Origin of the sequence: Shinella sumterensis (genome assembly GCF_004514425.2) — a bacterium.
Classification (GTDB): domain Bacteria; phylum Pseudomonadota; class Alphaproteobacteria; order Rhizobiales; family Rhizobiaceae; genus Shinella; species Shinella sumterensis.
Window position 1 is genome coordinate 197,437 of record NZ_MYFN02000006.1, and the last position, 21,423, is coordinate 218,859.

Consider the following 21,423-nt stretch of genomic DNA (forward strand, 5'->3'; position numbering starts at 1 on the left):
GCAGTCTTGCATAAACCTTCGTCTATTCGTCCGCTTTTCCGCCCGGTGTCAAGAGTCCGAGTTCCTCAAGGTCGAGTTGGGTCAGCGGATCCTCGTCCTCCGCAAGCTCGTCCTCGCCAAGCGGCATGGGGATCTGGAAATTGGAGGGAATACGGCCAGACAGCAGGCCCGTCCCCTTCAGTTCGTCGAGGCCTGGCAGGTCGCGCAGCTCTTCCAGCCCGAAATGATCGAGAAAATCCCGCGTGGTGCCGAATGTCACGGGACGGCCCGGCGAGCGGCGGCGGCCGCGCAGGCGCACCCATCCGGCCTCCATGAGCACGTCGAGCGTGCCCTTGGACGTCTGGACGCCGCGGATATCCTCGATCTCGGCACGCGTAACCGGCTGGTGGTAGGCGATGATCGACAGCACCTCGAGCGCGGCGCGCGACACTTTGCGCACCTCCGTCTCGTCGGTGCGGATGACGAAGGACATATCGGGCGCCGTGCGGAACGCCCAGCTGTCCTCGATCTGCACGAGATTGACACCACGCCCCGCGTAGAACGCCTTCAGTTCGCGCATGACATGCAGGACGTCGACACCGCGCGGCAGCCGCTCGGCGATATAGGCTGAGGAAACGGGACCCGCGGACGCGAACACCAGCGCCTCGGCGATGCGCGTGGCCTCATATAGCCGCCGCGGATCGACGACCGTCGCGTTCTCCGTGTTGGCGCCCACGTCGTCAGCCACCTTCTTCGCCCCCGCTGCCTTCTGCGGCCTTCTGGCCCCGGCGCAGATAGATCGGCTGGAAGACGCCGTCCTGGCGCAGTTCCAGCCGCCCTTCCCTGACCAGCTCCAGCGTCGCGGCAAACGCGCTGGCAATCGCCGTGGTCCGTTCGGCCGGATCGCTCAGGTAGCGCAGCATGAAATGATCGAGCGCAGTCCAGTCATCGTCGAAATCGCCGACGAGCAGTTGCAGGATCTCGCGCGCGTCGGCCAGCGACCAGACGCTGCGCTTTTCGATGGTGACCTGGGTGATCGCATGGCGCTGGCGCAGTGACGCGTAGGCCGTGAGCAGATCGTAGAGCGACGCCTCGAAGGCCGAGCGACGCTCCGTCGGGATATGCTCGGGCATGCCGCGCGCGAACACGTCGCGGCCGAGGCGGTTGCGGTTGACCAGCTTCGTCGCGGCATCGCGCATCGCCTCCAGCCGCTTGAGACGGAAGGCAAGGCTCGCCGCCATCTCCTCGCCCGAAGGCCCGTCATCCTTCGCCTGCCTGGGAATGAGGAGGCGCGACTTGAGATAGGCAAGCCATGCCGCCATGACGAGGTAATCGGCGGCTAGCTCGATGCGGATCTTGCGCGCCCGGTCGATGAAGACGAGATATTGCTCGGCCAGCGCCAGCACGGAGATACGTGTGAGGTCGACCTTCTGCGTGCGGGCAAGATGCAGGAGCAGGTCGAGCGGCCCTTCGAAGCCGGCGAGATCGACGACGAGGCTTTCCTCGTGCAGGCCCCGCCCCGAGGCATCGTCCTGCCACAGGTCGTCCATCGGCGCATCCGCGCCGCGTCCTTTCCTCGGTGTCTTGCCGCCCGTTGCCTGCACGTCGCGCCTCTCGTGTTCGAACGCAGTTCCCGACGCACGCCGCGATGCGGCAGATCAGGCCACCGCGATCATGGCGTTGAATTCCTCTCGCAGCGCCTGCTCGTCCGCGCCGTCGGGCGCCTGGAAGCCTGCACGGACCGCTTTCGCCCGCCGCAGGCTCTCGCCGGAAAGGGGCGGAACGTTTTCGGTCACTGCCAGCATTTCGTCCATGATGCCATGGCAATGCAACACCATGTCGAGGCCCGCGGCGATGATTCCCCGTGTTCTTTCGGCAATATCGCCCCGCAGCGCATTCATCGAGACGTCATCGGACATCAGGAGACCGTCGAAACCGATCCTCTCGCGGATGATTTCGCGCACGACCGTCGGCGACGTTGTAGCCGGATTGTCGGGGTCGATGGCCGTGAAGACGATATGCGCCGACATCGCCATCAACTCGTCGTTCATGCGCCGGAACGGCACGAAGTCGCAGGCGTCGAGTTCTTCCAGGCCTGCCTGCACGACGGGCAGGTCATGGTGGGAATCGACCATCGTGCGGCCGTGGCCGGGCATGTGCTTCATGATCGGCAGCATGCCGCCGGCCTTCAGGCCTTCCGCCGCGGCCTTGCCCATGGCGGACACGATTTCCGGTTCCTGGCCATAGGCGCGATTGCCGATGACATCGTGCACGCCGGGAACGGCCACGTCCAGCACCGGCAGGCAATCCACATTGATGCCGAGGCGCAGCAGGTCGAAGGCGTGAAGGCGCGACATCAGCCAGCTGGCGCGCAGGCCCTTTGCCTCATCGGCACGATAGATCGCGCCGAGCGCGGCGGCGTTCGGATATTGCTGGACATGCGGCGGCTTGATGCGCTGAACGCGCCCGCCTTCCTGATCGATCAGCACGGGAATATCGGCATCGCCGCCGACGCAATCGCGCATTTCGGCAGTGAGATCGGCAACCTGCGCGGGCTCACCGATATTGCGGCCGAACAGGATGAAACCCCATGGCCGCTCATTGCGGAAGAAGGCTTTTTCGTCGGCGGTGAGACTCAGGCCCTTGCAGCCCGAAATGAAGGATTTCGATTCGCTCATATCGGCAATCTTATTGGTTCGGGGAAGAAAGACGAGGCCCTGCTCTGCCGGCTATCCGCGATGCGCCTCGCGACGGAATCGAAAGGGCGCGGACAGGATCCGCGCCCTCCATGATGCTGACCGTCTGCCTCAGCGGGTCACGAGGCAGCTGCCGCCGGCGCCCTTGTAGCGATTGCAGAGGCTGTTGGCCTCCTCACGCGAGCCGGCCGGGATGCGGACACGGTAGAACGTGCCCTTGTTGGGGATCGCCACCTGCTTGATATCCACGCCGCGACCGCCGATGACGCTGCCGAATTTTGCAGACAGCGAATTGTAGGTCTTCTGCGCTTCCGCCTCCGATGGCAGCGAGGCGATCTGCACGACGTAGCTGCCGGGCGTCACGGCGGCGACCTGGGTCGTCTCGGCAGCCTGCGCCGTCGTTGCAGCAGCGGCCTGCTGGCCGCGGACATTGCCGTTTTCGGTGACGGTGCCGACGACGTTGACCGGCTGGTCGACCGGACGGCTTTCCGGCGTCGGCGTGTTGTTGCCGGCCGTCGTTGCGGTTTCCGCGCCGAAGGTCGTCGTCTTCACGGTGCGGACAGGCGCCGTGTCGTCGACTTGCGCATTCGCCACTTCGGCGAGCGCCGAACGCGGCTGCGTGCTGGTGGCAGCCTGTTCGGCACGCAGCGAGGCGTTGGGATCGACCTCGGCCTCGGCGGTGGCGGCTTCACCTGCCGTGCGGCCGGTGGTCGCCGTCGGCTTCGCGTCGAGCTGGGCGGTTTCCTGTGTCGCCGGCGTATCCTCGCGGGCGACCAGCGTGCCGTCAGGCTTGACGATCATGGTGCGTACCTTGCGGGGCGACACGAGCGGCTTGTTGGTATCGGCGGTCGCCTTTTCCGGCTCGTCCACGCCCGGAAGCAGGCGGTTGTCATCGTCAGCGCCAGCCGTCTCCTGTCCGTCATCGGCATCGTCGAACGGCAGGGTTTCCGGGGTCAGCGTGCGCTGGACGACATCGATCGGCTCTTCCGACGAGGTGACGAGCTGCTCCTGCTGCGGCGTGCTGGCGCCATCGCCTGCCACGCGATCATAGACAGCCTTGTCCTGGTTGGGCACGGTCTTGCCGCCGCGCTCCTCGGGCACGACCTTGATCGGCTCCTTGTCGGCGAGGATCACGCGCGGCTCACCGGAACTCGCCGCGCCGCCGCCCGTAAACGAGGACCATGCGTAGACGCCACCGCCGCCGACAAGCAGCAGGGCCGCGACGGACGCCGCAATCAGCATGCCGCGGCGTGGCCGCGACTGTTCGTCATCATAGCCGTCGCCCGCGTAAAGCGTGTTGGCCTGGCCGGGATCGACGGGGATGGCCATGCGTTCCGGCTGGTGCAGCGAGCGGCGGAAATCCTCTTCGAGCGCCCGTTCGAAATCATCGACATCGTTGATCTGCGCCGCCGGCTGGCCGACCGCACCCGCACCCGCACCCGTGGCAGCGCCGCGCGACAGATCTTCCGCTCGCACCGGAGCAGCCGGCTCGGTAAAGAGCTGGGCCATCTCGGCATCGAGGTCGAAATCGAAATCGGGCTGGTAGGCCTGCGGCTTTTCCTTCTCGACAACGGGAAGCTGCGGCACGTCCAGTTCCGTGACCGGCGCCACGCCGACATCGGTGTCGGCGATCATGGTCGGGTCGAACGGCAGGGAGCCGTCAGCGGTTTCCGCGACGATCGGCTGCGGCGCCGTGTAGGTCGACACGGGAACGGCGACAGCCGGCTCGCGGCGCACGGGGCGTTCCGCGTCGACCGGACGCACCACCTCTGCCGGGGCGACCTCCGCACGGGCCACCGGCGTCGTGGCGACCGGCGCTTCGTCCAGCGAGAAATCGGACAGATCCAGATCGATGTCCGAGAGGTCGAAGTCCAGATTGTCGAAATCGACGTCCGGCTCGGCGGCCGGTATCGGGCTGGAAACCGGCTCGTGACGGGTTTCGACGACAGCTGCCGGCGCAGTGAAGGCGGGCTCGGTGAATGTCGGCGTGGCGGACGTGACGGCCTTCTCGGCCACGGTCTCGCGGCGTCCCGTCGGGGTCGCACGCCCGAAGATGGCCGAAACGTTCGCAAAGGAATTGCGCTGCGCAGCGGCGGCGGCGCTCACCGTTGCAGCCGTTGCAGCCGTAGCGGCAGCAGCGGTGGCGGCGGAAAAGGGCGAGTTTGCTTCCGGCACCGGATAAAGCTCGACTTCGGCCAGTAGCGAATCGCGATCGTAGCCCTGCCCCTTCTGGACGGACTGCACCTGATAATCCGGCTCCGCTTCATGCACGGGCTCCGCCTGCCACGACTGCCGGGCTTCGGCGACAGCGCGTGCATGATCTTCGGCGGTCTCGACCGCCATGTCGGAAACGAAATGCGGTTCCTCACCGGCGTAGTAGGCAGTCTCGGCGTGGAAGGGCTCGGCATGCTCGACACCCAAGTCAGCCGGCATCCAGGTGTCCACAACACGCTCCACGCCACTTTCGACCGCTATCGCGGCAGCCGGCAGCGGCTGGACGAAGGCTGCCTCAGCGCTCGCGTCGTACCCCTGATCGCCATCCGTGAAAGCATCGCCGAGCGACAGTTCCAGTTCGCGCTCGAGGTCCACGCCAAGATCGGAAATCGTGTCACCTTCCACCGGCTGCAGGCCGAGGAATGTCGGCTCCGGCGCGACATAGGTTTCGTGTTCCGTAACAGGCGAAATCTGCGGCGGCGCCTCGAAATGCGGCTCGAACCGGTCGGCGAACTGCAGGCCCGCATGCGCCTCCGCTTCGACGGAAACCGGCGGCACGTCCTGAACGGCGCCTTCGAGCTCATCGGCCAGCAGGAGTGCAGAGTCAGAGGGCTCATCGGCCTGGAAGACCGGAGCATCGACTGCTACCGGCACCTCTTCGAACGACGGCTCCCAGTCGCCGGCCGCGTCGGCATGGACGCCATGCGCCGAAAAATCCTCGACAGGGCTGGCGACGAACGCATCGGTGACTTCCGGCTCGAAAACGGGCTCGGCATAAACAGGGGACTGATAGACCTCTGCCGGCGCCTCGAAGGCGGGCTCCTGATGGCGCGGGGCGCTCACGAAGGTTTCCCGCGCGGGAATCTCGTCGATGATCGCGGCGCGGTCCTCGACAACCGGTGCCGGCACGTCGAAGACGGGCTCGACATGGCGCTCGGCGACCGGCTCCACCAGCGGCTGCGCCGAAACGCGGCTTGCGGGCGCATCGTATTGCTCGAAGGCGCGCATCAGCTCGTCCTCAAGCGCGAGAACGGCATTCTCGCGCCGGGACACCGGCTGCGCGGTCTCCGAGAAGGATTGCGTCACGCCCTGCACCGGGCGCGGATCGAAGTTCACGAGACGGGTAAGCTCGCTCAGCGGATCATCATCCGCCAAGAGGCCCGCATCACCGGTTCCGCTTCGCGCGAAGTTCTTGTCAGCCATACTGCTTCCCACTCATAAGCTACAAAGACGCATTGCCAGCTTATTATGGGTAAATGGTGACGTTATCGCATTTCATCCGGTGCTGCGGTGCCTGTAATGGACAGACCCGACTTGAGAACGGAAGCGACAGCGTGCACCAGCCCAAGTCTGGCGATGGTCAATTCTCTATTTTTATCGTTAACAAACCGTAATTCCGGTTGTTCTTTACCCTTGTTCCAGTGTCCGTGGAATGCGCTGGCAAGTTCATAGAGATAAAATGCAATGCGATGCGGCTCCTGCGCCGCCGCCGCACCTTCGATGACACGGGGATATTCTGCCAGTTTTGCCAGAAGCTGCAACTCGCTCGGATCCGCGATGTTTCCGGCGATCGCACCGGCAAGATCGAGCGCGCTTACATCGAGGTCCGGCAGCGCCTCGGCCGCCTGGCGGAACACCGACATGCAACGCGCATGGGCATACTGGACATAGAAGACCGGATTGTCCTTGGACTGCTCGGTTACCTTCGCAAAGTCGAAGTCGAGCGGCTCGCTGCTCTTGCGATAGAGCATCATGAAGCGGACGGGATCGCGGCCGACCTCCTCGACGACATCGCGCAGGGTGACGAAATCGCCGGAGCGCTTGGACATCTTCACGGGCTCGCCATCGCGGAACAGCTTGACGAGCTGGCACAGCAGGACGGTCAGCTTCGAGCTTCCATCGGAAACGGCCTTGGCGACCGCCTCCAGGCGCTTGACGTAACCGCCATGGTCGGCGCCGAGCACATAGATCATCTCGTCGAAGCCGCGATCGAACTTGTCCTTGAAGTAGGCGACGTCAGCGGCAAAGTAGGTATAGGAGCCGTCGGACTTGATCAGCGGGCGGTCGATATCGTCGCCCACCTCGGTCGAGCGGAACAGGGTCTGCTCGCGATCTTCCCAGTCTTCCGGAAGCTGGCCCTTCGGCGGCGGCAAGACACCCTTGTAGACATAGCCCTTGAAGGTCAGGTCGTTGATCGCGGTGCGGATCGGCGCACCGTTTCCGGCATGCAGCGAACGCTCCGAGAAGAAGACGTCGTGCACGACATTGAGGGCGGCAAGGTCCTCACGGATCATCGCCATCATCATCTCGATGGCCTTTTCCTTGACGATCGGCAGCCACTGCGCCTCCGACATCGCGCGCAGCGACGTGCCGTGCTCGGCCACAAGCGCCTCCCCGACCGGAATCAGGTAGTCGCCGGGATAGAGGCCCGGCGGGATCTCGCCGATGGTCTCGCCGAGCGCCTGGCGATAGCGAAGGAAGGCCGACCGCGCCAGCACGTCGATCTGCGACCCGGCATCGTTGATGTAGTATTCCTTGGTGACGTCATAGCCGGCGAAGCCAAGAAGATTGGCAAGCGCATCGCCAACCACCGCGCCGCGGCAATGGCCGACATGCATGGGCCCGGTCGGATTGGCCGACACATATTCCACATTGACCTTGCGGCCGGTGCCGACCGTGCTGCGGCCGTAGTCGGCGCCAGCCGTAACGACGGCGGCCAGAAGCTTCTGCCAGTAAGCGACGGACAGGCGCACATTGATGAAGCCCGGCCCGGCCACGCCGACATCGGCGACTTCCGGATCGTTCTTCAGTTCGGCGACAATGAGATCGGCAAGCGCGCGGGGATTGAGGCCGAGCGGCTTGGCGAGAACCATCGCCGCATTCGTCGCGACATCGCCATGGCTCTGATCGCGCGGCGGCTCGACGGAGATACGGCCGAAATCGAGTTCGGCGCGCTTCTCACGGACGATTTGAAGTCCTTCGAGTACGTTTTTGATTCTGCTGTCGAAGTCTGTAAAAAGGTTCATCTCATCCATCCGCGCGCAGAGACCCGCATCGGGGGCTTTTCTGCGAAGAAATTCGGGGTGCCGGCTGACTATCGCAATTCAGGGGTATGGTCAAACAGCCGGCGATGGGTGTTGATCGCGTAATTGTCGGTCATGCCCGCCAGATAATCCGCGACGTGGCGAGCACGCGCCGATTCCGGCATGGTGGCGATGCGATCGACCCAGTAGTGCCCCTGCATGAGCTGCGGGTCATCCATATAGGCGTGATAGAGATCGGTCAGGATCGAGGCGGCATTGGCCCGAACGCGCATGACTTCCGGGTGCCGGTAGATCCGCGAGAACAGGAGCTTCTTGATCTGCCGATCGGTCTCCCCCATCGCCTCGGAAAAGGTCGCCATGCATCGCCGCGCCTTGCGCACATCGTCGGCGCTCTCGGGGCGAACGTCCAGCAGCGCGCGTTGCGCGTAGCCGATCACATCCTCCACCATCGCCGTGATCTGCCGGCGCATGATCTCATGGGTGAAGCGCGAGGCCTCCAGACCGGGATAGCGGTCATGCACTTCCTTCATCAGCCCCGCGAGGAACGGCACATCCTCCAGCATGTCGAAGGTCAGGAAGCCGGAGCGCAGACCGTCGTCGATGTCATGGGTGTTGTAGGCGATATCGTCGGCGATGGCGGCGACCTGCGCCTCCAGGCTTGCGAAACTGCCGATCTCCAGGTCATGCAGCGCGCAATATTCGAGAATGGGCCGCGGCACCTCCTTGCCATGGGTGCACTCCCCGTTGGGGCCGATCAGCGGACCGTTGTGCTTGACCAGGCCTTCCAGGCTTTCCCAGGTCAGGTTCAGCCCGTCGAACTCGGCATAACGCCGCTCGAGCTTGGTGACGATGCGCAGGGACTGGGCGTTGTGGTCGAAGCCGCCGAAGGGCTCCAGCACCTCCTGCAGCGCGTCCTCCCCGGTATGGCCGAAGGGGGTGTGGCCGAAATCGTGAACCAGCGCCACGCCTTCGGCGAGATCCTCGTCGAGCTTCAGCGCGCGCGCCAGGGCGCGGGCGATCTGCGCCACTTCGATCGTGTGGGTCAGCCGCGTACGGTAATGGTCCCCGTCGGCGGCGATGAACACCTGCGTCTTGTGCTTGAGGCGCCGGAACGCCGTCGTGTGCACGATGCGGTCGCGGTCGCGCTGGAAATCCGATCGCGTCGGGCTTTCGCTTTCGGGAAACAGCCGTCCACGGCTTGTCCAGGGATCGGAAGCATAGATGGCGCGCTGTCCGGCGCCGAAACCCAGCGCATGTCTGTCGAGTGTCATTCGTCACCTGCATTCACGCCGCCCATTGACGCGGCCTCAATGCCTTCATACCTATAGTGTGCATAGCAGCAAGTCCGGCCGCAAGCTCCGTCTTAAAGATCAGCGTTTTCAATGATCTGGCGACGGTTCCGCCCGCAGCCGGTCCTCACGGCGCAGCCGCGCCGGCCTGTGCGAACAAGCGATTCTCTCCGGATCTTGACCCCGGCAGGAGGCAGACATGAACGACCAACCCGTAACCCTCTCCGATGCCGCCGCCCGGCGCATTGCGAGCATTCTCGGCTCCTCTCCCGAAAAGCAGGCGCTTCGCGTCTCCGTCGAAGGCGGCGGCTGTTCCGGCTTTTCCTACAAGTTCGATCTCGTCGAAGACCAGCAGGACGATGATCTCGTGCTGGAGAAGGACAATGCGCGCGTGCTGATCGATCAGCTTTCGCTCGTCTATATGGATGGCTCGGAGATCGACTTCGTCGACAACCTTCTCGGCCAGTCTTTCCAGATCAAGAACCCGAACGCCGTCGCCAATTGCGGCTGCGGCACCAGCTTCTCGATCTGATCCCACTTTGAACCCGGCCAACCAGGCTGGCCGGAACCACACACGAAACGGAAACCTCATGCCGATCAAGATTGCCACCTGGAACATCAACGGCGTGCGGGCCCGGATCGAAAACCTCGTCGCGTGGCTGAAGGAATCGAACCCCGACATCGTCGCGTTGCAGGAAATCAAGACGGTCGACGAGACCTTTCCCCGCCTTGAGATCGAAGCGCTCGGCTATCATGTGGAGACACACGGGCAGAAGGGCTTCAACGGCGTCGCGCTTCTGTCGAAGATCCGCCCCGACGAGGTGAACCGCGGCCTTCCCGGCGACGCGGCCGACGAACAGGCGCGCTTCATCGAGGGCGTCTTTTCCGTTGACGGCGGCGCGATCCGCGTCTGCTCGATCTACCTGCCGAACGGCAACCCCGCCGACGACCCGGTCAAATACCCCTACAAGCTTTCGTGGATGGAACGCCTCTTCGCCTTCGCGCAGGATCGCCTGGCGCTGGAGGAACCCCTGGTGCTTGCCGGCGACTACAATGTCATCCCCGAGCCGCACGACTGCTGGGACGTCAAGGTCTGGGAGCGGGACGCGCTCTATCTGCCGCCGACCCGGCAGGCCTTCCGGCGTCTGGAAAATCTTGGCCTCACCGATGCCGTGCGCGCCTCATCGGATGCCGCGCCGCTCTATACGTTCTGGGATTATCAGGGCGGGTGCTGGCCGAAGAACTACGGTATCCGCATCGACCATCTCATGCTGTCGGCCGAGGCATCGGACCGTCTGGTCTCGACTGGCGTCGAAAAGCATGTGCGCAACTGGGAAAAGCCCTCGGACCACGTGCCCGTTGTGGCCGTGCTCGACTACGCGGCGTAATACACGCCTGATCGCTTGCGGATCAGGCTATTCGTTGGGGTTGAAACGGATGCTCTGGGCGAGCGCGACGCCTTTTCGGCGGTCTTCCTCGGTGGCGACGGAGAAGGCTTCCTCCTGCGTCGCCTGAAGCCAGCCACAGTCCTTGGGCGGGCAATGGTCCAGCGCCGCCGTCATGAAGGCGAGACCGCGGGCGGTGTCCCCTTCCTGGAAGAGAATGTTACCGAACAGGCCCATGGCGCCGGCATGGCCCTTGTTGCGCGCGCGGTTCAGCCACTTCTTGGCCTGGTGCACCGACACATTGCCACCCTCGCCGCGCAGCATCATGCGGCCAAGCTGGAACTGCGCTTCCGGGATGCCGAAGGTGGATGCAGCCTGGAAATAGAGTTGACGCGCCTGCGCCAAATCGATCCGGACAGGACTGTCCGGAATGCCGCGGCGATAATAGCTGGCGAGCGAAATCAGGGCACTCGCGAAATAACCCGTGTCTTCAGAGCCCGGCTCGACGCCGGCGCGGGCGATCTCGCTATAGATCTTGAAGGCTTCCAGATCATTTTCCGGTACGCCATCGCCGTCGGCATACATATTGGCGAGCGCCCAGCGCGAACCCGTATGCCCCTTTTCCGCGGCGTAGCGATAGGCCTCGACGGCATCGCCCTTGCGACCTTCCTTGTAGGAGAAGAAACCGAACTTGAAGAGATCGAAGGGCCCGCTTTCCTTGGTAATGCCCGCATCGGGATCGAATGCCAGAGCCGTCGACGCCATCCCGTAGGAGAGCGAAAGGCAAAGACCCATTACAAGTACTTTCATCGGCATCAACTCAGACCTGGGTATCACTTCAACTATTCCGCGGCCGGCCGGTCTTCGACGACGAAACCGGGAGCGTACGGTTTTCGTACGCTTTTCCGACAATTCCGGCGGCAATGACATCGTTTGGCTCATCGTTTCCCTTGAGCGCGGTCGCCCGCATCTGCATGTCCCCATCGCTGCGCCCCGTTTGTGGCGGGAAATGGACATTTCGTCGCTTGCCAGAGGGTGTAGCAAACTCTGGAAAAAAATGTGTTGCGATTCTGTCACAGAATTTCCGGCAACGCTGTGATTTCCCCACCGCAAGCGCTCAACAGTAAGGAAACATTAACTATAACGCTTGTCGCAGATGATTTGAGCACCATTTAGGCGCGCCCGATGGGCGCCGCGCGAAAGCTGCGGGAACGGCTGTGCGGAGGGATGGGAAAACAGAAGCCCTGAAACGAGAAAACCCGGCACTAGGCCGGGTTCTTGGTGCGGTCGAGAAGACTCGAACTTCCACGGGTTGCCCCACAGCGACCTCAACGCTGCGCGTCTACCAATTCCGCCACGACCGCATCGTGGTAGATGTCGTCTTGCGGCGACGGGGGTGCATGTAGCAAAAGGATTTGGGGTGCACAAGGCCGCGTGACAAGAAAAATGAGGGAAAGCGAAACAATTTCAACAGCCCCTTCGAGAAGCCCCGGAAACCCCTGAAATCCTTGCATGATCGCTCCTATATCTGGCACAAGGAACCCGAAAGGAAGGCCGTCATGCAGCGTCAGGACATCGAGACATCCCTTCTAGCGATTCCCGGCTCCCCGCCGGTGCGCTGGCGCGTCGCCCCGGGACTTGTCGCCTATGACGAGGCGGTCGAAACGATGGAGCGCGAGGCCGCGGCCATTGCCCGCGGCGAGGCCGACGAACTCGTCTGGCTGGTCGAGCACCCCCCCCTCTATACCGCCGGCACGAGCGCGGTGCCGGATGACCTCGTGGCCCCCGATCGGTTTCCGGTGTTTTCGACCGGACGCGGCGGCGAGTACACCTATCACGGGCCGGGTCAGCGCGTCGTCTATGTGATGCTGGATCTCAAGTGCCGGCGGCAGGATGTGCGCGCCTTCGTGGCGGCACTCGAAGCCGTCGTGATCGATGCGCTCGATTCCATGAACGTCCGTGGCGAGCGGCGTGAGGATCGTGTCGGTGTGTGGGTGCGCAGGCCCGAACGCCCGCCGCTGCCGGATGGCTCGCCGGCCGAGGACAAGATCGCCGCCATCGGCATTCGCCTGCGCCGCTGGGTGAGCTTTCATGGCTTCTCCCTCAATGTCGATCCGGATCTGGAGCATTTCAGCGGCATCGTGCCCTGCGGTATCCGCGGCTACGGCGTGACGAGCCTCGTCGATCTCGGCCTGCCGGTCATGATGAGCGACGTGGATGTCCGCATCCGCGAGTCGTTCGAGCGGGTCTTCGGTGAAACCACTCCCGACACCGACGGTCAGGCCATGAGCGCGTCGCAGGCATAGACGATGGCGTAGCCGTGCAGGGAAAGGGCTGCATAGAGGCCGAAGCCCGCCAGCAGCCGCTGCGGCGGCGTCATCGGCTCCAGCGCACGGCGGGGTTTCACCCCACCGGCACCGATCAGGCTCAACAGCGTGAAGACGGCAAGGCCGGCGATGAGAAGCATGAACGGCAGGCCGATACGCCAGCCGACGAATACGATGGCAAGCGTCACGAGAAAGCTCGCCGAAAGCAGGCCGCTTCGACTGGGGAAAACCTGACGCAACACCTGCCCGCCGTCGAAGCGATGCATGGGCAGCAGATTGAGCAGGTTGAACGCGCCGAGGATCAGCAGGAAGACCAGCACGGCCGCACTTGTCGCGCGCGAGCCGGCATCGTGCAGCGCGATCAGCGGCGGCACCAGGAAGGCGGACATGCCCGCGCCCATCAGCGCGCAGACCGCCACCTCGAATCGTGAATTGTAAGGCCGCCCGCCGACGGCGATGCCGCCGAGCAGCGGCACGAAGATCATGCGCACGCGCTTGTGGCCGAAGGCCCGGTAGGCGGCCATGTGTCCGAATTCGTGCAGAACGATCACCACGGTCAGAAAAGACGACAGCAACAGGCCGCGGGCGTTGAGCCCGAAGAATGGCCAGAGCAGCAACGTGGACAGGACGGCGAGCGCCACCTGCGTCGCCGGCCGTTCCAGAACACCCCTCACTTCGCCCTGGCCCGTGGCGAGCCACTGGTCGAGCGCCTTCATTTCCCGGCGCAGCTGCACATAGCGGAAAAGAAGAAAGGCGAAGCCGCGATAACGATCCGTCTGTTCGACCGTCATCAGCGTGCCGCCCGGCACCGGACGCAGGAAACGCCGATCGATGTAGTCATGCCAGAAGGACGCATCCAGCGCGCTGTCTTCGATGACGCGCGTCTCGCAGGCGATGCCGTCGCCGTCGCGCGCTTCGCGCACCGACACGGTGCGCGTGATCGGCTCGCCCCGCCGGTCGGGATAGCGAAAGGTCTGCCGGACACGATCTGCGGAAAGCGGTTCGCTCGACAGGATCGCGGGATGCCAGTCGGCTTCCCTCCCGAGCGGGCTGACCAGCCCGGCGAGGCGGGACGGCGACGCCTTCACCACCCGGCTGAGCCGCAGGGTGCGGCGGCCGACCGGGGCAGCGATCAACAGCCAGATCAGGCCGAGATTGATTGCCAGCAGCAAGATCACCGAAACCGATGTCGACATGGCGTCCTCCCCGGCCTCGTGACCGGAGATTTCAGGCTAGCGGCGATTTCCTAACAAATTTCGAGACTCAGGCGAATTCCATGATGACGGCATCGACGGCCAGGCTTTCGCCGGGCCGGGCGCGGATCGGGCCGACGGTCAGGTCGCGCTCGGCGCGCAGCACGTTCTCCATCTTCATCGCCTCCACGACGGCCAGGGTCTCGCCCGCCTTGACCTCCTGCCCTTCCTGCACGGCGATCGACACGACGAGGCCCGGCATGGGGCAGAGCAGCATTTTCGAGGTATCCGGGGGCAGTTTGACCGGCATCAGCGCATCGAGTTCGGCAAGGCGCGGCGTGAAGACGCGGGTCAGCACGGACAGCCCCTGCCAGTCGATGCGCATGCCGTTTCGCAGCGGCCGCACCTGCGCCGTCACCGATTGGCCGTCGACCGCGCCGCGCCAGACGGCATCGCCCGGCCGCCAGTCGCTCTCGACCGCATCCGCCGTCGTGAGCGCGTAATAATCATCGCCGATCTTCACCACCCAGCCGGATCGCAGCGCCTGCGCCGGGCGCAGACGGTCAAGATGTTTCGCGCGGCGCGCGGCATCGGTCAAATGGGCCGACAGGGCGATACGGGCCAACACCTGCGCCTCGTCGGCGCTCGGCGCCATCGGCATGAAGCCGTCGGGATATTCCTCGGCGATGAAACCGGTCGAAAGTCGTCCCTCCCGCCAGCGCGGATGCCGCATCAGCGCGGCGAGGAAGGGAACATTGTGCTCGATGCCGTCGACAGTGAAACCATCGAGCGCGTCGCTCATGGCGTCGATCGCCTCCAGGCGGCTCGGCGCCCAGGTGCAGAGCTTGGCGACCATCGGATCGTAATACATCGAGATTTCGGCGCCCTCGTAGACGCCGGTATCGTTGCGCACGATGGTCGAACCGGTTTTCCCTTCCGCGGGCGGGCGATAGCGGGTGAGCCGGCCGATGGACGGCAGGAAGCTGCGATACGGGTCCTCGGCATAGAGACGGCTTTCGATGGCCCAACCGTCCAGGCGGATATCGTCCTGCGCCAGCGTCAGCTTTTCGCCGGCGGCGATGCGGATCATCTGCTCCACGAGGTCGATGCCCGTAACGAGTTCCGTGACCGGATGCTCGACCTGCAAGCGGGTGTTCATTTCGAGGAAATAGAAATTGCGGTCGCGGTCGACGATGAACTCCACCGTGCCGGCGCTCTGGTAATCGACGGCTTTGGCGAGCGCCACCGACTGCTCGCCCATGGCACGCCGCGTCGCCTCATCGAGAAACGGCGACGGCGCCTCCTCGACGACCTTCTGGTTTCGGCGCTGGATGGAGCATTCGCGCTCGCCGAGATAGAGCGTCGTGCCATGCGCATCCGCGAGCACCTGGATCTCGATATGGCGCGGGTCGACGATGTACTTCTCGATGAAGACGCGGTCGTCGCCGAACGCGCTTTTCGCCTCCGAGCGGGCGCGGTCGAAGCCATCGCGCACCTCTTCCTCGTTCCAGGCGATGCGCATGCCCTTGCCGCCGCCGCCCGCCGAGGCCTTGATCATCACGGGATAGCCGATCTCGCCGGCGATGCGCTCGGCATGGGCGGCGTCCTCGATGACGCCGAGGAAGCCCGGCACCGTCGGGACCTTCGCGGCATTGGCGAATTTCTTCGATTCGATCTTGTCGCCCATGGCGCGGATCGCCTTGGGCTTCGGGCCGATGAAGACGATGCCCTCCGCCTCCAGCGCCTCGCAGAAGCTGGCGCGCTCGGACAGGAAGCCGTAGCCGGGATGAACCGCCTGTGCGCCGGTCTCCTTGCAGGCCGCGATGATCTTGTCTGCGACCAGGTAGCTTTCGGCCGCCGGCGCGGGGCCGATAAGAACGGCCTCGTCGGCCATTTCGACATGCAGCGCATCCCGATCAGCATCGGAATAGACCGCAACGGTGGCTATGCCCATCCTGCGTGCCGTCTTGATCACGCGGCAGGCGATCTCGCCGCGATTGGCAATCAGGATTTTCGTGAACATGCTTTCCTCCCGGCAGTCTTGTCAGGCGTTGTAGCCACAAAAGCGCCGGCCGTTCAACGGCGGCGCGCGGGCACTTTAGTCGAAGGCGATGTCCGCCCTCGCCTTTCGGCTCGTTTGTTCGCGCCAGATGATGAAAAGGCCTGAGGCGACGATGATCGCGATACCGAGCCATTTCGACGGCGTCGGGAAATCGCCGAAGATCGCATAGCCGAGCACGGTGGCCGAGATGATCTCGAAATACTGGAAGGGTGCCAGCAGCGAGAGCGGCGCCATGCGGAAAGCGCGCACCACCAGCATATGCGCATAGCCCGACAGCGCCCCCAGAATGAGCAGCAGAATGAGTGTGAAAAGCGATGGCGGCAGCGACAGTTCGAAGTCCGCAATGCCGGCATTGTTGCCGATCATCAGGGCCAGGCCCATGAACAGCGTTCCGCCGAAGCCGGCGATGGTCTGCATGGTGAGGGGAGAATCGGCATCGCCGATCGCCCGGTTCATGAAAAGATAGACCGAATACAGGAAGGCGCAGCCGACCGGCAGCAGCGCCGTCCAGCCGAACAGCACGAAACTCGGCTGGATGACGATGAGCGCGCCGCCGAAGCCGATGATGATGGCGAGCCAGCGCCGCCAGCCGACCCTGTCGCCGAGAAAGGCGGCCGACATCGCGGTCAGGATGAAGGGTTCGACGAAGTAGATCGCGAAGACATCCGCCAGCGGCATGTATTTGACGGCGGCGAAGAACAGCAGGCTTGCGGCACCGTGGATGGCCCCGCGCAAGAGGTTGAGCCAAGGACGCTTCGGGCGCAACGTCGCGGCACCGGCCGCCGTGAAGATCAACGGCACGGTGCAGACCAGCTGGAAGAAGAAGCGGTAGAACGTGACCTGCCCCGGCGACATGCCGGCGAAATTGGCCATGTATTTGGCGATGGCATCCATGCAGGGCAGAAGCAGCATGGCGGCGGCCATGAGCGCCACGCCCTGCATGGTGTTTGCGCCGGACTGGCCGGCAGGGCCTGCGCCTGCATTCATGGTTTGTCTCCTCGTTACCTTCTCCTTAGACCTTTTCGCCCAACTGGCAATGCCGGATTTCAGGCCCTGCAAGGGCGGCGCGAAGCGGCGCATTTGAGGTAGAAACAAGACCCCCTCTGCCTGTAAACTTGCCGGAAACACATTGGAGGCCGCGATGACCATTGCCGGCGAGAACAACACCATTCCTTTTCCTGCCATCCGCACCGACGGCGACACGCTGGGCGGCCGCATCTGGCGCGCGCGCGATGCCATCGGCCTTTCCCTGGAAGACCTCGCGGCCCGGCTCGGCCTGCCGCAAGACACGATCGGCGGCTGGGAGAGCGATCGCGCCGAGCCGGACACCAAGGCGCTCTTCATGCTGGCGGGCGTGCTGTCGGTCTCGCCGTCCTGGCTGATCGCCGGCATCGGCGATGCGCCGAGCGATCCCGCCGGCGACGAACACCTCCATCCGCTGCTTCGCCAGCTCCGCGAGGTGCACCAGCTGCACGAGCGGACGGGCAAGGCGATCGCCACACTCGAAGCCGAGATCGCCAGGCTGATACAAAAAGATCAGGCCTGATTTCACCCCCAAGACTTGAGACGGCGGCCCGGCTCTGCAATGGTCTGGCCGCAAGAGAATCCGCATAGGGAGACGACTATGGACGTACGTGCCGCCGTTGCCGTTCAGGCAGGAAAACCGCTGGAAGTGATGACCGTGCAGCTCGAAGGCCCGCGCGCCGGCGAGGTGCTCATCGAGGTGAAAGCGACCGGCATCTGCCATACGGACGAGTTCACCCTGTCGGGTGCCGACCCGGAAGGCCTTTTCCCCGCCATTCTCGGCCATGAGGGCGCCGGCATCGTCGTCGATGTCGGCCCGGGCGTCACGTCGCTGAAGAAGGGCGACCATGTCATTCCGCTCTACACGCCGGAATGCCGCGAATGTTATTCCTGCCTGTCGCGCAAGACCAATCTCTGCACCGCCATCCGCGCCACGCAGGGCCAGGGCGTGATGCCCGACGGTACCTCGCGCTTCTCCATCGGCAAGGACAAGATCTTCCACTATATGGGCTGCTCCACCTTCGCGAACTACACGGTCCTGCCGGAGATCGCGCTTGCCAAGGTCAACCCGGACGCCCCGTTCGACAAGATCTGCTACATCGGCTGCGGCGTGACCACCGGCATCGGCGCCGTTATCAACACGGCCAAGGTGGAAGTGGGCTCGACGGCCATCGTCTTCGGCCTCGGCGGCATCGGCCTCAACGTGCTGCAGGGCCTGCGCCTTGCCGGCGCCGACATGATCATCGGCGTCGATATCAACAACGACCGCAAGGCCTGGGGCGAGAAGTTCGGCATGACGCATTTCGTCAATCCGAAGGAGGTCGGCGACGACATCGTGCCCTATCTGGTCAACATGACGAAGCGCAACGGCGACACGATCGGCGGGGCCGACTACACCTTCGACTGCACGGGCAATACGAAGGTCATGCGCCAGGCGCTGGAATCGGCCCATCGCGGCTGGGGCAAGTCGGTCATCATCGGCGTCGCCGGCGCGGGCCAGGAAATCTCGACGCGTCCGTTCCAGCTGGTCACCGGCCGCAACTGGATGGGAACGGCCTTCGGCGGCGCACGCGGCCGCACGGATGTACCCAAGATCGTCGACTGGTACATGGAAGGCAAGATCCAGATCGATCCGATGATCACCCACACCATGCCGCTGGAAGACATCAACAAGGGCTTCGACCTCATGCATGAGGGCAAGTCCATCCGCAGCGTCGTCGTCTACTGATGACGGCAACCGCCTACAGCGTCGATGTGCGGAGGATGGAAGCATTCTCCGCCGTCGAGCTTTATGCATTGCTGAAGCTGCGGGTCGATGTCTTCGTGGTCGAGCAGGCGTGCGCCTATCCGGAGCTGGATGGCAAGGACGCAGACGCGCTGCATCTGCGCCTGCTGATCGACGGCGAGACCGCGGCCTATGCGCGATTGCTGAAGACTGAAGACGATTTCCCGCACATCGGCCGGGTCATCGTCGCGCCGGCCCATCGCGGCAGCGGGCTTGGCGGCGTTCTGATGCGCACGGCGATCGATGCCTGCGGGGCGCATTTTCCTGGCCAGCCGATCGCGCTTTCGGCGCAAAGCCATCTCGAACCCTTCTACCGGTCCCTTGGCTTCATGCCGACGTCGGCAGAATATGTCGAAGACGGCATTCCGCATGTCGACATGGTGCGGCCGGCCGAGGGCCAGGAGCGGGCGAGCTGAAAAGACGGATCGTATGAGCGAAAACCAGCCTACCATCTTTGTCGATGCGGATGCTTGCCCGGTGAAGCCCGAGGTGCTGAAGGTTGCCGAGCGGCATGGCCTGCCGGTGACCTTCGTCGCCAATTCGGGGCTGCGGCCGTCTCGTGACCCGATGATCCGCAACGTCATCGTCTCCGGGGCCTTCGACGCGGCCGACAACTGGATCGTCGACAACGTGCGCGAAGGCGATATCGTCATCACCGCCGACGTGCCGCTTGCCGGGCGCACCGTCGCGAAAGGCGCGCATGTGACCGGCCCGACCGGACGGCTGTTCGACCAGACGAATATCGGCATGGCGAGCGCGATGCGCGATCTCGGCGCGCATCTGCGCGAGACAGGCGAAAGCAAGGGCTACAATGCCGCCTTCTCGCCGCGCGACCGTTCCGCCTTCCTGGAAACCCTGGACCGGCTTTGCCGCCGGGCGAAGAATGCGCGGGCGGGATCATGACGAGGGCACCGGCAGGCAGGATCTACGGCCGGCACGTGCCCTTCTATGCGGGTATCGGCGCCGCCATCGTCTGTGGCGTGCCGGCGATCTGGCTCAAGCCGGATTTCGCAATCGACATCGCGGCCGTCATGTTCTTCTCCTGCTACCTGGTGATGACGGTCATTCGCCTGCCCTATCTGACCGCGGCCTATCTCGAGCATCATGCCACCGACGCCGACGAACCGGTCTGGATCATCTTCGCCGTCACCTTCGCCGCCGCCGCCATTTCGATCGGCTCGCTGTTCGTCGTGCTCAATCGGAAGGGCGCCGGCGGTCTCGAGCTCGCTCTCGCCTTCGCCTCGGTCGCCCTCGGCTGGTTTACCATCCACACCATGGCCGCACTGCATTACGCCCATGTCTACTGGCGGCCGTCGAACACGGAGATGGATCGCGGCGGCGGCCGCAGCCTCTCCTTCCCCGGCGATACGAAGCCGGGGGTGTTCGACTTCCTGTATTTTGCCTTCGTGATCGGCATGACGGCGCAGACATCCGACGTCGCGATCACCTCGACGGCGATGCGCAAGGTCAACCTGCTGCACGCCATCGCCTCCTTCTTCTTCAACACGGTGCTGGTCGCAGCCGCGGTGAACGCGGCCGTGTCGCTCGCCACCTGACTTCAGGAGCTTCCATGAAAGTGCTATCCCAGAACACCGCCTTCGGCGGCATGCAGGGCGTATTCGCCCACGATTCCGAAGCCTGCAAGACGGAAATGACCTTCGCCGTCTTCGTGCCGCCGCAGGCGATCAAGGAGCCGCGCCCGGTGCTGTGGTATCTCTCCGGCCTCACCTGCACCCATGCCAATGTCGTGGAGAAGGGCGAATATCGCCGCATGGCGGCGGAGCTTGGCCTGATCGTCGTCTGCCCCGATACCAGCCCGCGCGGCAATGAGGTGCCCGACGAGATCACCAACTGGCAAATGGGCAAGGGCGCCGGCTTCTATCTCGACGCCACGGAGGCGCCCTGGGCGGAAAACTACCAGATGTACAGCTATGTGACGGAAGAGCTGCCGAATTTCCTTAGCCAGCATTTCCGCATGGACATGGAGCGCCAGGGCATTTTCGGTCACTCGATGGGCGGACACGGCGCCATGACCATCGCGCTCAAGCATCCAGACCGGTTCAAGAGCTGCTCCGCCTTCGCCCCCATCGTGGAGCCTTCGACGGCCGACTGGTCCGCACCCGCCTTCGAAAAGTATCTCGGCGCCGACAAGGCCGCCTGGCGCGAATACGATGCCTGCGCGCTGGTGGCCGATGGCGCCCGCTTTCCCGAATTCCTCATCGATCAGGGCAAGGCGGATGGCTTCCTCGACAACGGCCTTCGCCCCTGGCTGTTCGAGGAGGCGATCAAGGATACGGACATCAAGCTCACGCTGCGCATGCACGAGCGCTACGACCACTCCTACTACTTCATCTCGACCTTCATGGACGACCATCTGAAGTGGCACGCCGAACGCCTCGGATGACGGAACGGCTTCCCATGGCGG

At 64.2% G+C, this 21,423-nt stretch carries 20 protein-coding genes and 1 tRNA gene; 9 read left to right on the forward strand and 12 right to left on the reverse strand.

Going from position 1 to position 21,423, the window contains the following annotated elements; translation table 11 throughout:
• Positions 1-22: 22 nt before the first annotated feature.
• The 6 genes from scpB to B5M41_RS13660 form a co-directional block, all read right to left on the reverse strand.
• A complete protein-coding gene (scpB, locus tag B5M41_RS13635; RefSeq protein WP_134649093.1) occupies positions 23-727 on the reverse strand; it encodes an SMC-Scp complex subunit ScpB in 705 nt (234 codons plus the stop codon).
• Positions 720-1,529, reverse strand: a complete 810-nt coding sequence (locus B5M41_RS13640) for a segregation and condensation protein A (RefSeq protein ID WP_134649092.1) — start codon at positions 1,527-1,529, stop codon at positions 720-722. The genes scpB and B5M41_RS13640 overlap by 8 nt, the downstream gene beginning before the upstream one ends.
• Before the next feature lie 108 nt (positions 1,530-1,637).
• Positions 1,638-2,657, reverse strand: coding sequence for a beta-N-acetylhexosaminidase (gene nagZ, locus B5M41_RS13645; protein ID WP_134649091.1), 1,020 nt, complete (start codon positions 2,655-2,657; stop codon positions 1,638-1,640).
• A 129-nt stretch (positions 2,658-2,786) separates the two neighbouring features.
• Positions 2,787-6,092, reverse strand: coding sequence for an SPOR domain-containing protein (locus B5M41_RS13650; protein ID WP_134649090.1), 3,306 nt, complete (start codon positions 6,090-6,092; stop codon positions 2,787-2,789).
• Positions 6,093-6,154: 62 nt separating this feature from the next.
• Positions 6,155-7,915 (reverse strand): arginine--tRNA ligase, encoded by a 1,761-nt coding sequence (gene argS, locus B5M41_RS13655; protein ID WP_134649089.1) that lies wholly within the window; start codon positions 7,913-7,915, stop codon positions 6,155-6,157.
• Between the two features lie 68 nt (positions 7,916-7,983).
• Complete coding sequence (locus tag B5M41_RS13660; RefSeq protein WP_134649088.1) at positions 7,984-9,204, reverse strand: deoxyguanosinetriphosphate triphosphohydrolase; 1,221 nt, start codon at positions 9,202-9,204, stop codon at positions 7,984-7,986.
• A gap of 217 nt (positions 9,205-9,421) precedes the next feature.
• Between B5M41_RS13660 and erpA the strand changes: the two genes are divergently transcribed.
• Entirely contained in the window at positions 9,422-9,754 is a 333-nt protein-coding gene (gene erpA / locus B5M41_RS13665; protein WP_134649087.1) for an iron-sulfur cluster insertion protein ErpA, read from the forward strand.
• Between the two features lie 64 nt (positions 9,755-9,818).
• A complete protein-coding gene (gene xth, locus B5M41_RS13670) occupies positions 9,819-10,610 on the forward strand; it encodes an exodeoxyribonuclease III (RefSeq protein ID WP_134649242.1) in 792 nt (263 codons plus the stop codon).
• Between the two features lie 27 nt (positions 10,611-10,637).
• On the opposite strand, the gene exoR is transcribed toward xth, so the two are convergent.
• The 3 genes from exoR to B5M41_RS13685 form a co-directional block, all read right to left on the reverse strand.
• On the reverse strand, positions 10,638-11,423 hold the full coding sequence (gene exoR / locus B5M41_RS13675; RefSeq protein WP_202402267.1) for an exopolysaccharide production regulator ExoR: 786 nt from the start codon (positions 11,421-11,423) through the stop codon (positions 10,638-10,640).
• Between the two features lie 463 nt (positions 11,424-11,886).
• Positions 11,887-11,971, reverse strand: a tRNA-Leu gene (locus B5M41_RS13680).
• The gene (locus B5M41_RS13685) at positions 11,936-12,121 is read right to left on the reverse strand and encodes a hypothetical protein (protein ID WP_134649086.1); all 186 of its coding nucleotides are present in this window, start codon (positions 12,119-12,121) and stop codon (positions 11,936-11,938) included. The genes B5M41_RS13680 and B5M41_RS13685 overlap by 36 nt, the downstream gene beginning before the upstream one ends.
• Positions 12,122-12,166: 45 nt before the next feature.
• Between B5M41_RS13685 and lipB the strand changes: the two genes are divergently transcribed.
• Positions 12,167-12,913: a lipoyl(octanoyl) transferase LipB gene (lipB, locus tag B5M41_RS13690; protein ID WP_134649085.1), complete on the forward strand. Its 747-nt coding sequence runs from the start codon at positions 12,167-12,169 to the stop codon at positions 12,911-12,913.
• Here the strand turns inward: lipB and B5M41_RS13695 are convergent.
• The 3 genes from B5M41_RS13695 to B5M41_RS13705 form a co-directional block, all read right to left on the reverse strand.
• Positions 12,886-14,130: a hypothetical protein gene (locus B5M41_RS13695; protein WP_134649084.1), complete on the reverse strand. Its 1,245-nt coding sequence runs from the start codon at positions 14,128-14,130 to the stop codon at positions 12,886-12,888. The genes lipB and B5M41_RS13695 overlap by 28 nt on opposite strands.
• Positions 14,131-14,197: 67 nt before the next feature.
• Positions 14,198-16,150, reverse strand: a complete 1,953-nt coding sequence (locus B5M41_RS13700; RefSeq protein WP_134649083.1) for an acetyl-CoA carboxylase biotin carboxylase subunit — start codon at positions 16,148-16,150, stop codon at positions 14,198-14,200.
• Between the two features lie 75 nt (positions 16,151-16,225).
• On the reverse strand, positions 16,226-17,176 hold the full coding sequence (locus tag B5M41_RS13705; RefSeq protein WP_230640084.1) for a DMT family transporter: 951 nt from the start codon (positions 17,174-17,176) through the stop codon (positions 16,226-16,228).
• Between the two features lie 154 nt (positions 17,177-17,330).
• Here B5M41_RS13705 and B5M41_RS13710 point away from each other — a divergent pair, with 154 nt between their 5' ends.
• From B5M41_RS13710 to fghA, 6 genes are all read left to right on the forward strand, one after another.
• Entirely contained in the window at positions 17,331-17,735 is a 405-nt protein-coding gene (locus tag B5M41_RS13710; protein ID WP_134649082.1) for a helix-turn-helix domain-containing protein, read from the forward strand.
• 78 nt (positions 17,736-17,813) lie between these two features.
• On the forward strand, positions 17,814-18,941 hold the full coding sequence (locus tag B5M41_RS13715) for an S-(hydroxymethyl)glutathione dehydrogenase/class III alcohol dehydrogenase (protein ID WP_134649081.1): 1,128 nt from the start codon (positions 17,814-17,816) through the stop codon (positions 18,939-18,941).
• Positions 18,941-19,414, forward strand: a complete 474-nt coding sequence (locus B5M41_RS13720; protein ID WP_134649080.1) for a GNAT family N-acetyltransferase — start codon at positions 18,941-18,943, stop codon at positions 19,412-19,414. The genes B5M41_RS13715 and B5M41_RS13720 overlap by 1 nt, the downstream gene beginning before the upstream one ends.
• 13 nt (positions 19,415-19,427) lie before the next feature.
• Positions 19,428-19,901, forward strand: coding sequence for a YaiI/YqxD family protein (locus tag B5M41_RS13725; protein WP_134649079.1), 474 nt, complete (start codon positions 19,428-19,430; stop codon positions 19,899-19,901).
• A complete protein-coding gene (locus B5M41_RS13730; protein WP_134649078.1) occupies positions 19,898-20,554 on the forward strand; it encodes a DUF1345 domain-containing protein in 657 nt (218 codons plus the stop codon). Before B5M41_RS13725 ends, B5M41_RS13730 begins: the two co-directional genes overlap by 4 nt.
• 14 nt (positions 20,555-20,568) lie before the next feature.
• Positions 20,569-21,402, forward strand: coding sequence for an S-formylglutathione hydrolase (fghA, locus tag B5M41_RS13735; RefSeq protein WP_134649077.1), 834 nt, complete (start codon positions 20,569-20,571; stop codon positions 21,400-21,402).
• Positions 21,403-21,423 lie beyond the last annotated feature (21 nt).

What these genes read in the sequence shown, in the direction of transcription:
- B5M41_RS13685 (WP_134649086.1), bottom strand. Translation starts at nt 12,121, where the DNA reads ATGCAAGGATTTCAGGGGTTTCCGGGGCTTCTCGAAGGGGCTGTTGAA.
- B5M41_RS13720 (WP_134649080.1), top strand. Translation starts at nt 18,941, where the DNA reads ATGACGGCAACCGCCTACAGCGTCGATGTGCGGAGGATGGAAGCATTC.
- exoR (WP_202402267.1), bottom strand. Translation starts at nt 11,423, where the DNA reads ATGCCGATGAAAGTACTTGTAATGGGTCTTTGCCTTTCGCTCTCCTAC.
- B5M41_RS13705 (WP_230640084.1), bottom strand. Translation starts at nt 17,176, where the DNA reads ATGAATGCAGGCGCAGGCCCTGCCGGCCAGTCCGGCGCAAACACCATG.
- B5M41_RS13730 (WP_134649078.1), top strand. Translation starts at nt 19,898, where the DNA reads ATGACGAGGGCACCGGCAGGCAGGATCTACGGCCGGCACGTGCCCTTC.
- B5M41_RS13660 (WP_134649088.1), bottom strand. Translation starts at nt 9,204, where the DNA reads ATGACACTCGACAGACATGCGCTGGGTTTCGGCGCCGGACAGCGCGCC.
- argS (WP_134649089.1), bottom strand. Translation starts at nt 7,915, where the DNA reads ATGAACCTTTTTACAGACTTCGACAGCAGAATCAAAAACGTACTCGAA.
- lipB (WP_134649085.1), top strand. Translation starts at nt 12,167, where the DNA reads ATGCAGCGTCAGGACATCGAGACATCCCTTCTAGCGATTCCCGGCTCC.
- B5M41_RS13640 (WP_134649092.1), bottom strand. Translation starts at nt 1,529, where the DNA reads ATGGACGACCTGTGGCAGGACGATGCCTCGGGGCGGGGCCTGCACGAG.
- B5M41_RS13650 (WP_134649090.1), bottom strand. Translation starts at nt 6,092, where the DNA reads ATGGCTGACAAGAACTTCGCGCGAAGCGGAACCGGTGATGCGGGCCTC.
- B5M41_RS13695 (WP_134649084.1), bottom strand. Translation starts at nt 14,130, where the DNA reads ATGTCGACATCGGTTTCGGTGATCTTGCTGCTGGCAATCAATCTCGGC.
- B5M41_RS13700 (WP_134649083.1), bottom strand. Translation starts at nt 16,150, where the DNA reads ATGTTCACGAAAATCCTGATTGCCAATCGCGGCGAGATCGCCTGCCGC.
- erpA (WP_134649087.1), top strand. Translation starts at nt 9,422, where the DNA reads ATGAACGACCAACCCGTAACCCTCTCCGATGCCGCCGCCCGGCGCATT.
- fghA (WP_134649077.1), top strand. Translation starts at nt 20,569, where the DNA reads ATGAAAGTGCTATCCCAGAACACCGCCTTCGGCGGCATGCAGGGCGTA.
- B5M41_RS13710 (WP_134649082.1), top strand. Translation starts at nt 17,331, where the DNA reads ATGACCATTGCCGGCGAGAACAACACCATTCCTTTTCCTGCCATCCGC.
- B5M41_RS13725 (WP_134649079.1), top strand. Translation starts at nt 19,428, where the DNA reads ATGAGCGAAAACCAGCCTACCATCTTTGTCGATGCGGATGCTTGCCCG.
- B5M41_RS13715 (WP_134649081.1), top strand. Translation starts at nt 17,814, where the DNA reads ATGGACGTACGTGCCGCCGTTGCCGTTCAGGCAGGAAAACCGCTGGAA.
- nagZ (WP_134649091.1), bottom strand. Translation starts at nt 2,657, where the DNA reads ATGAGCGAATCGAAATCCTTCATTTCGGGCTGCAAGGGCCTGAGTCTC.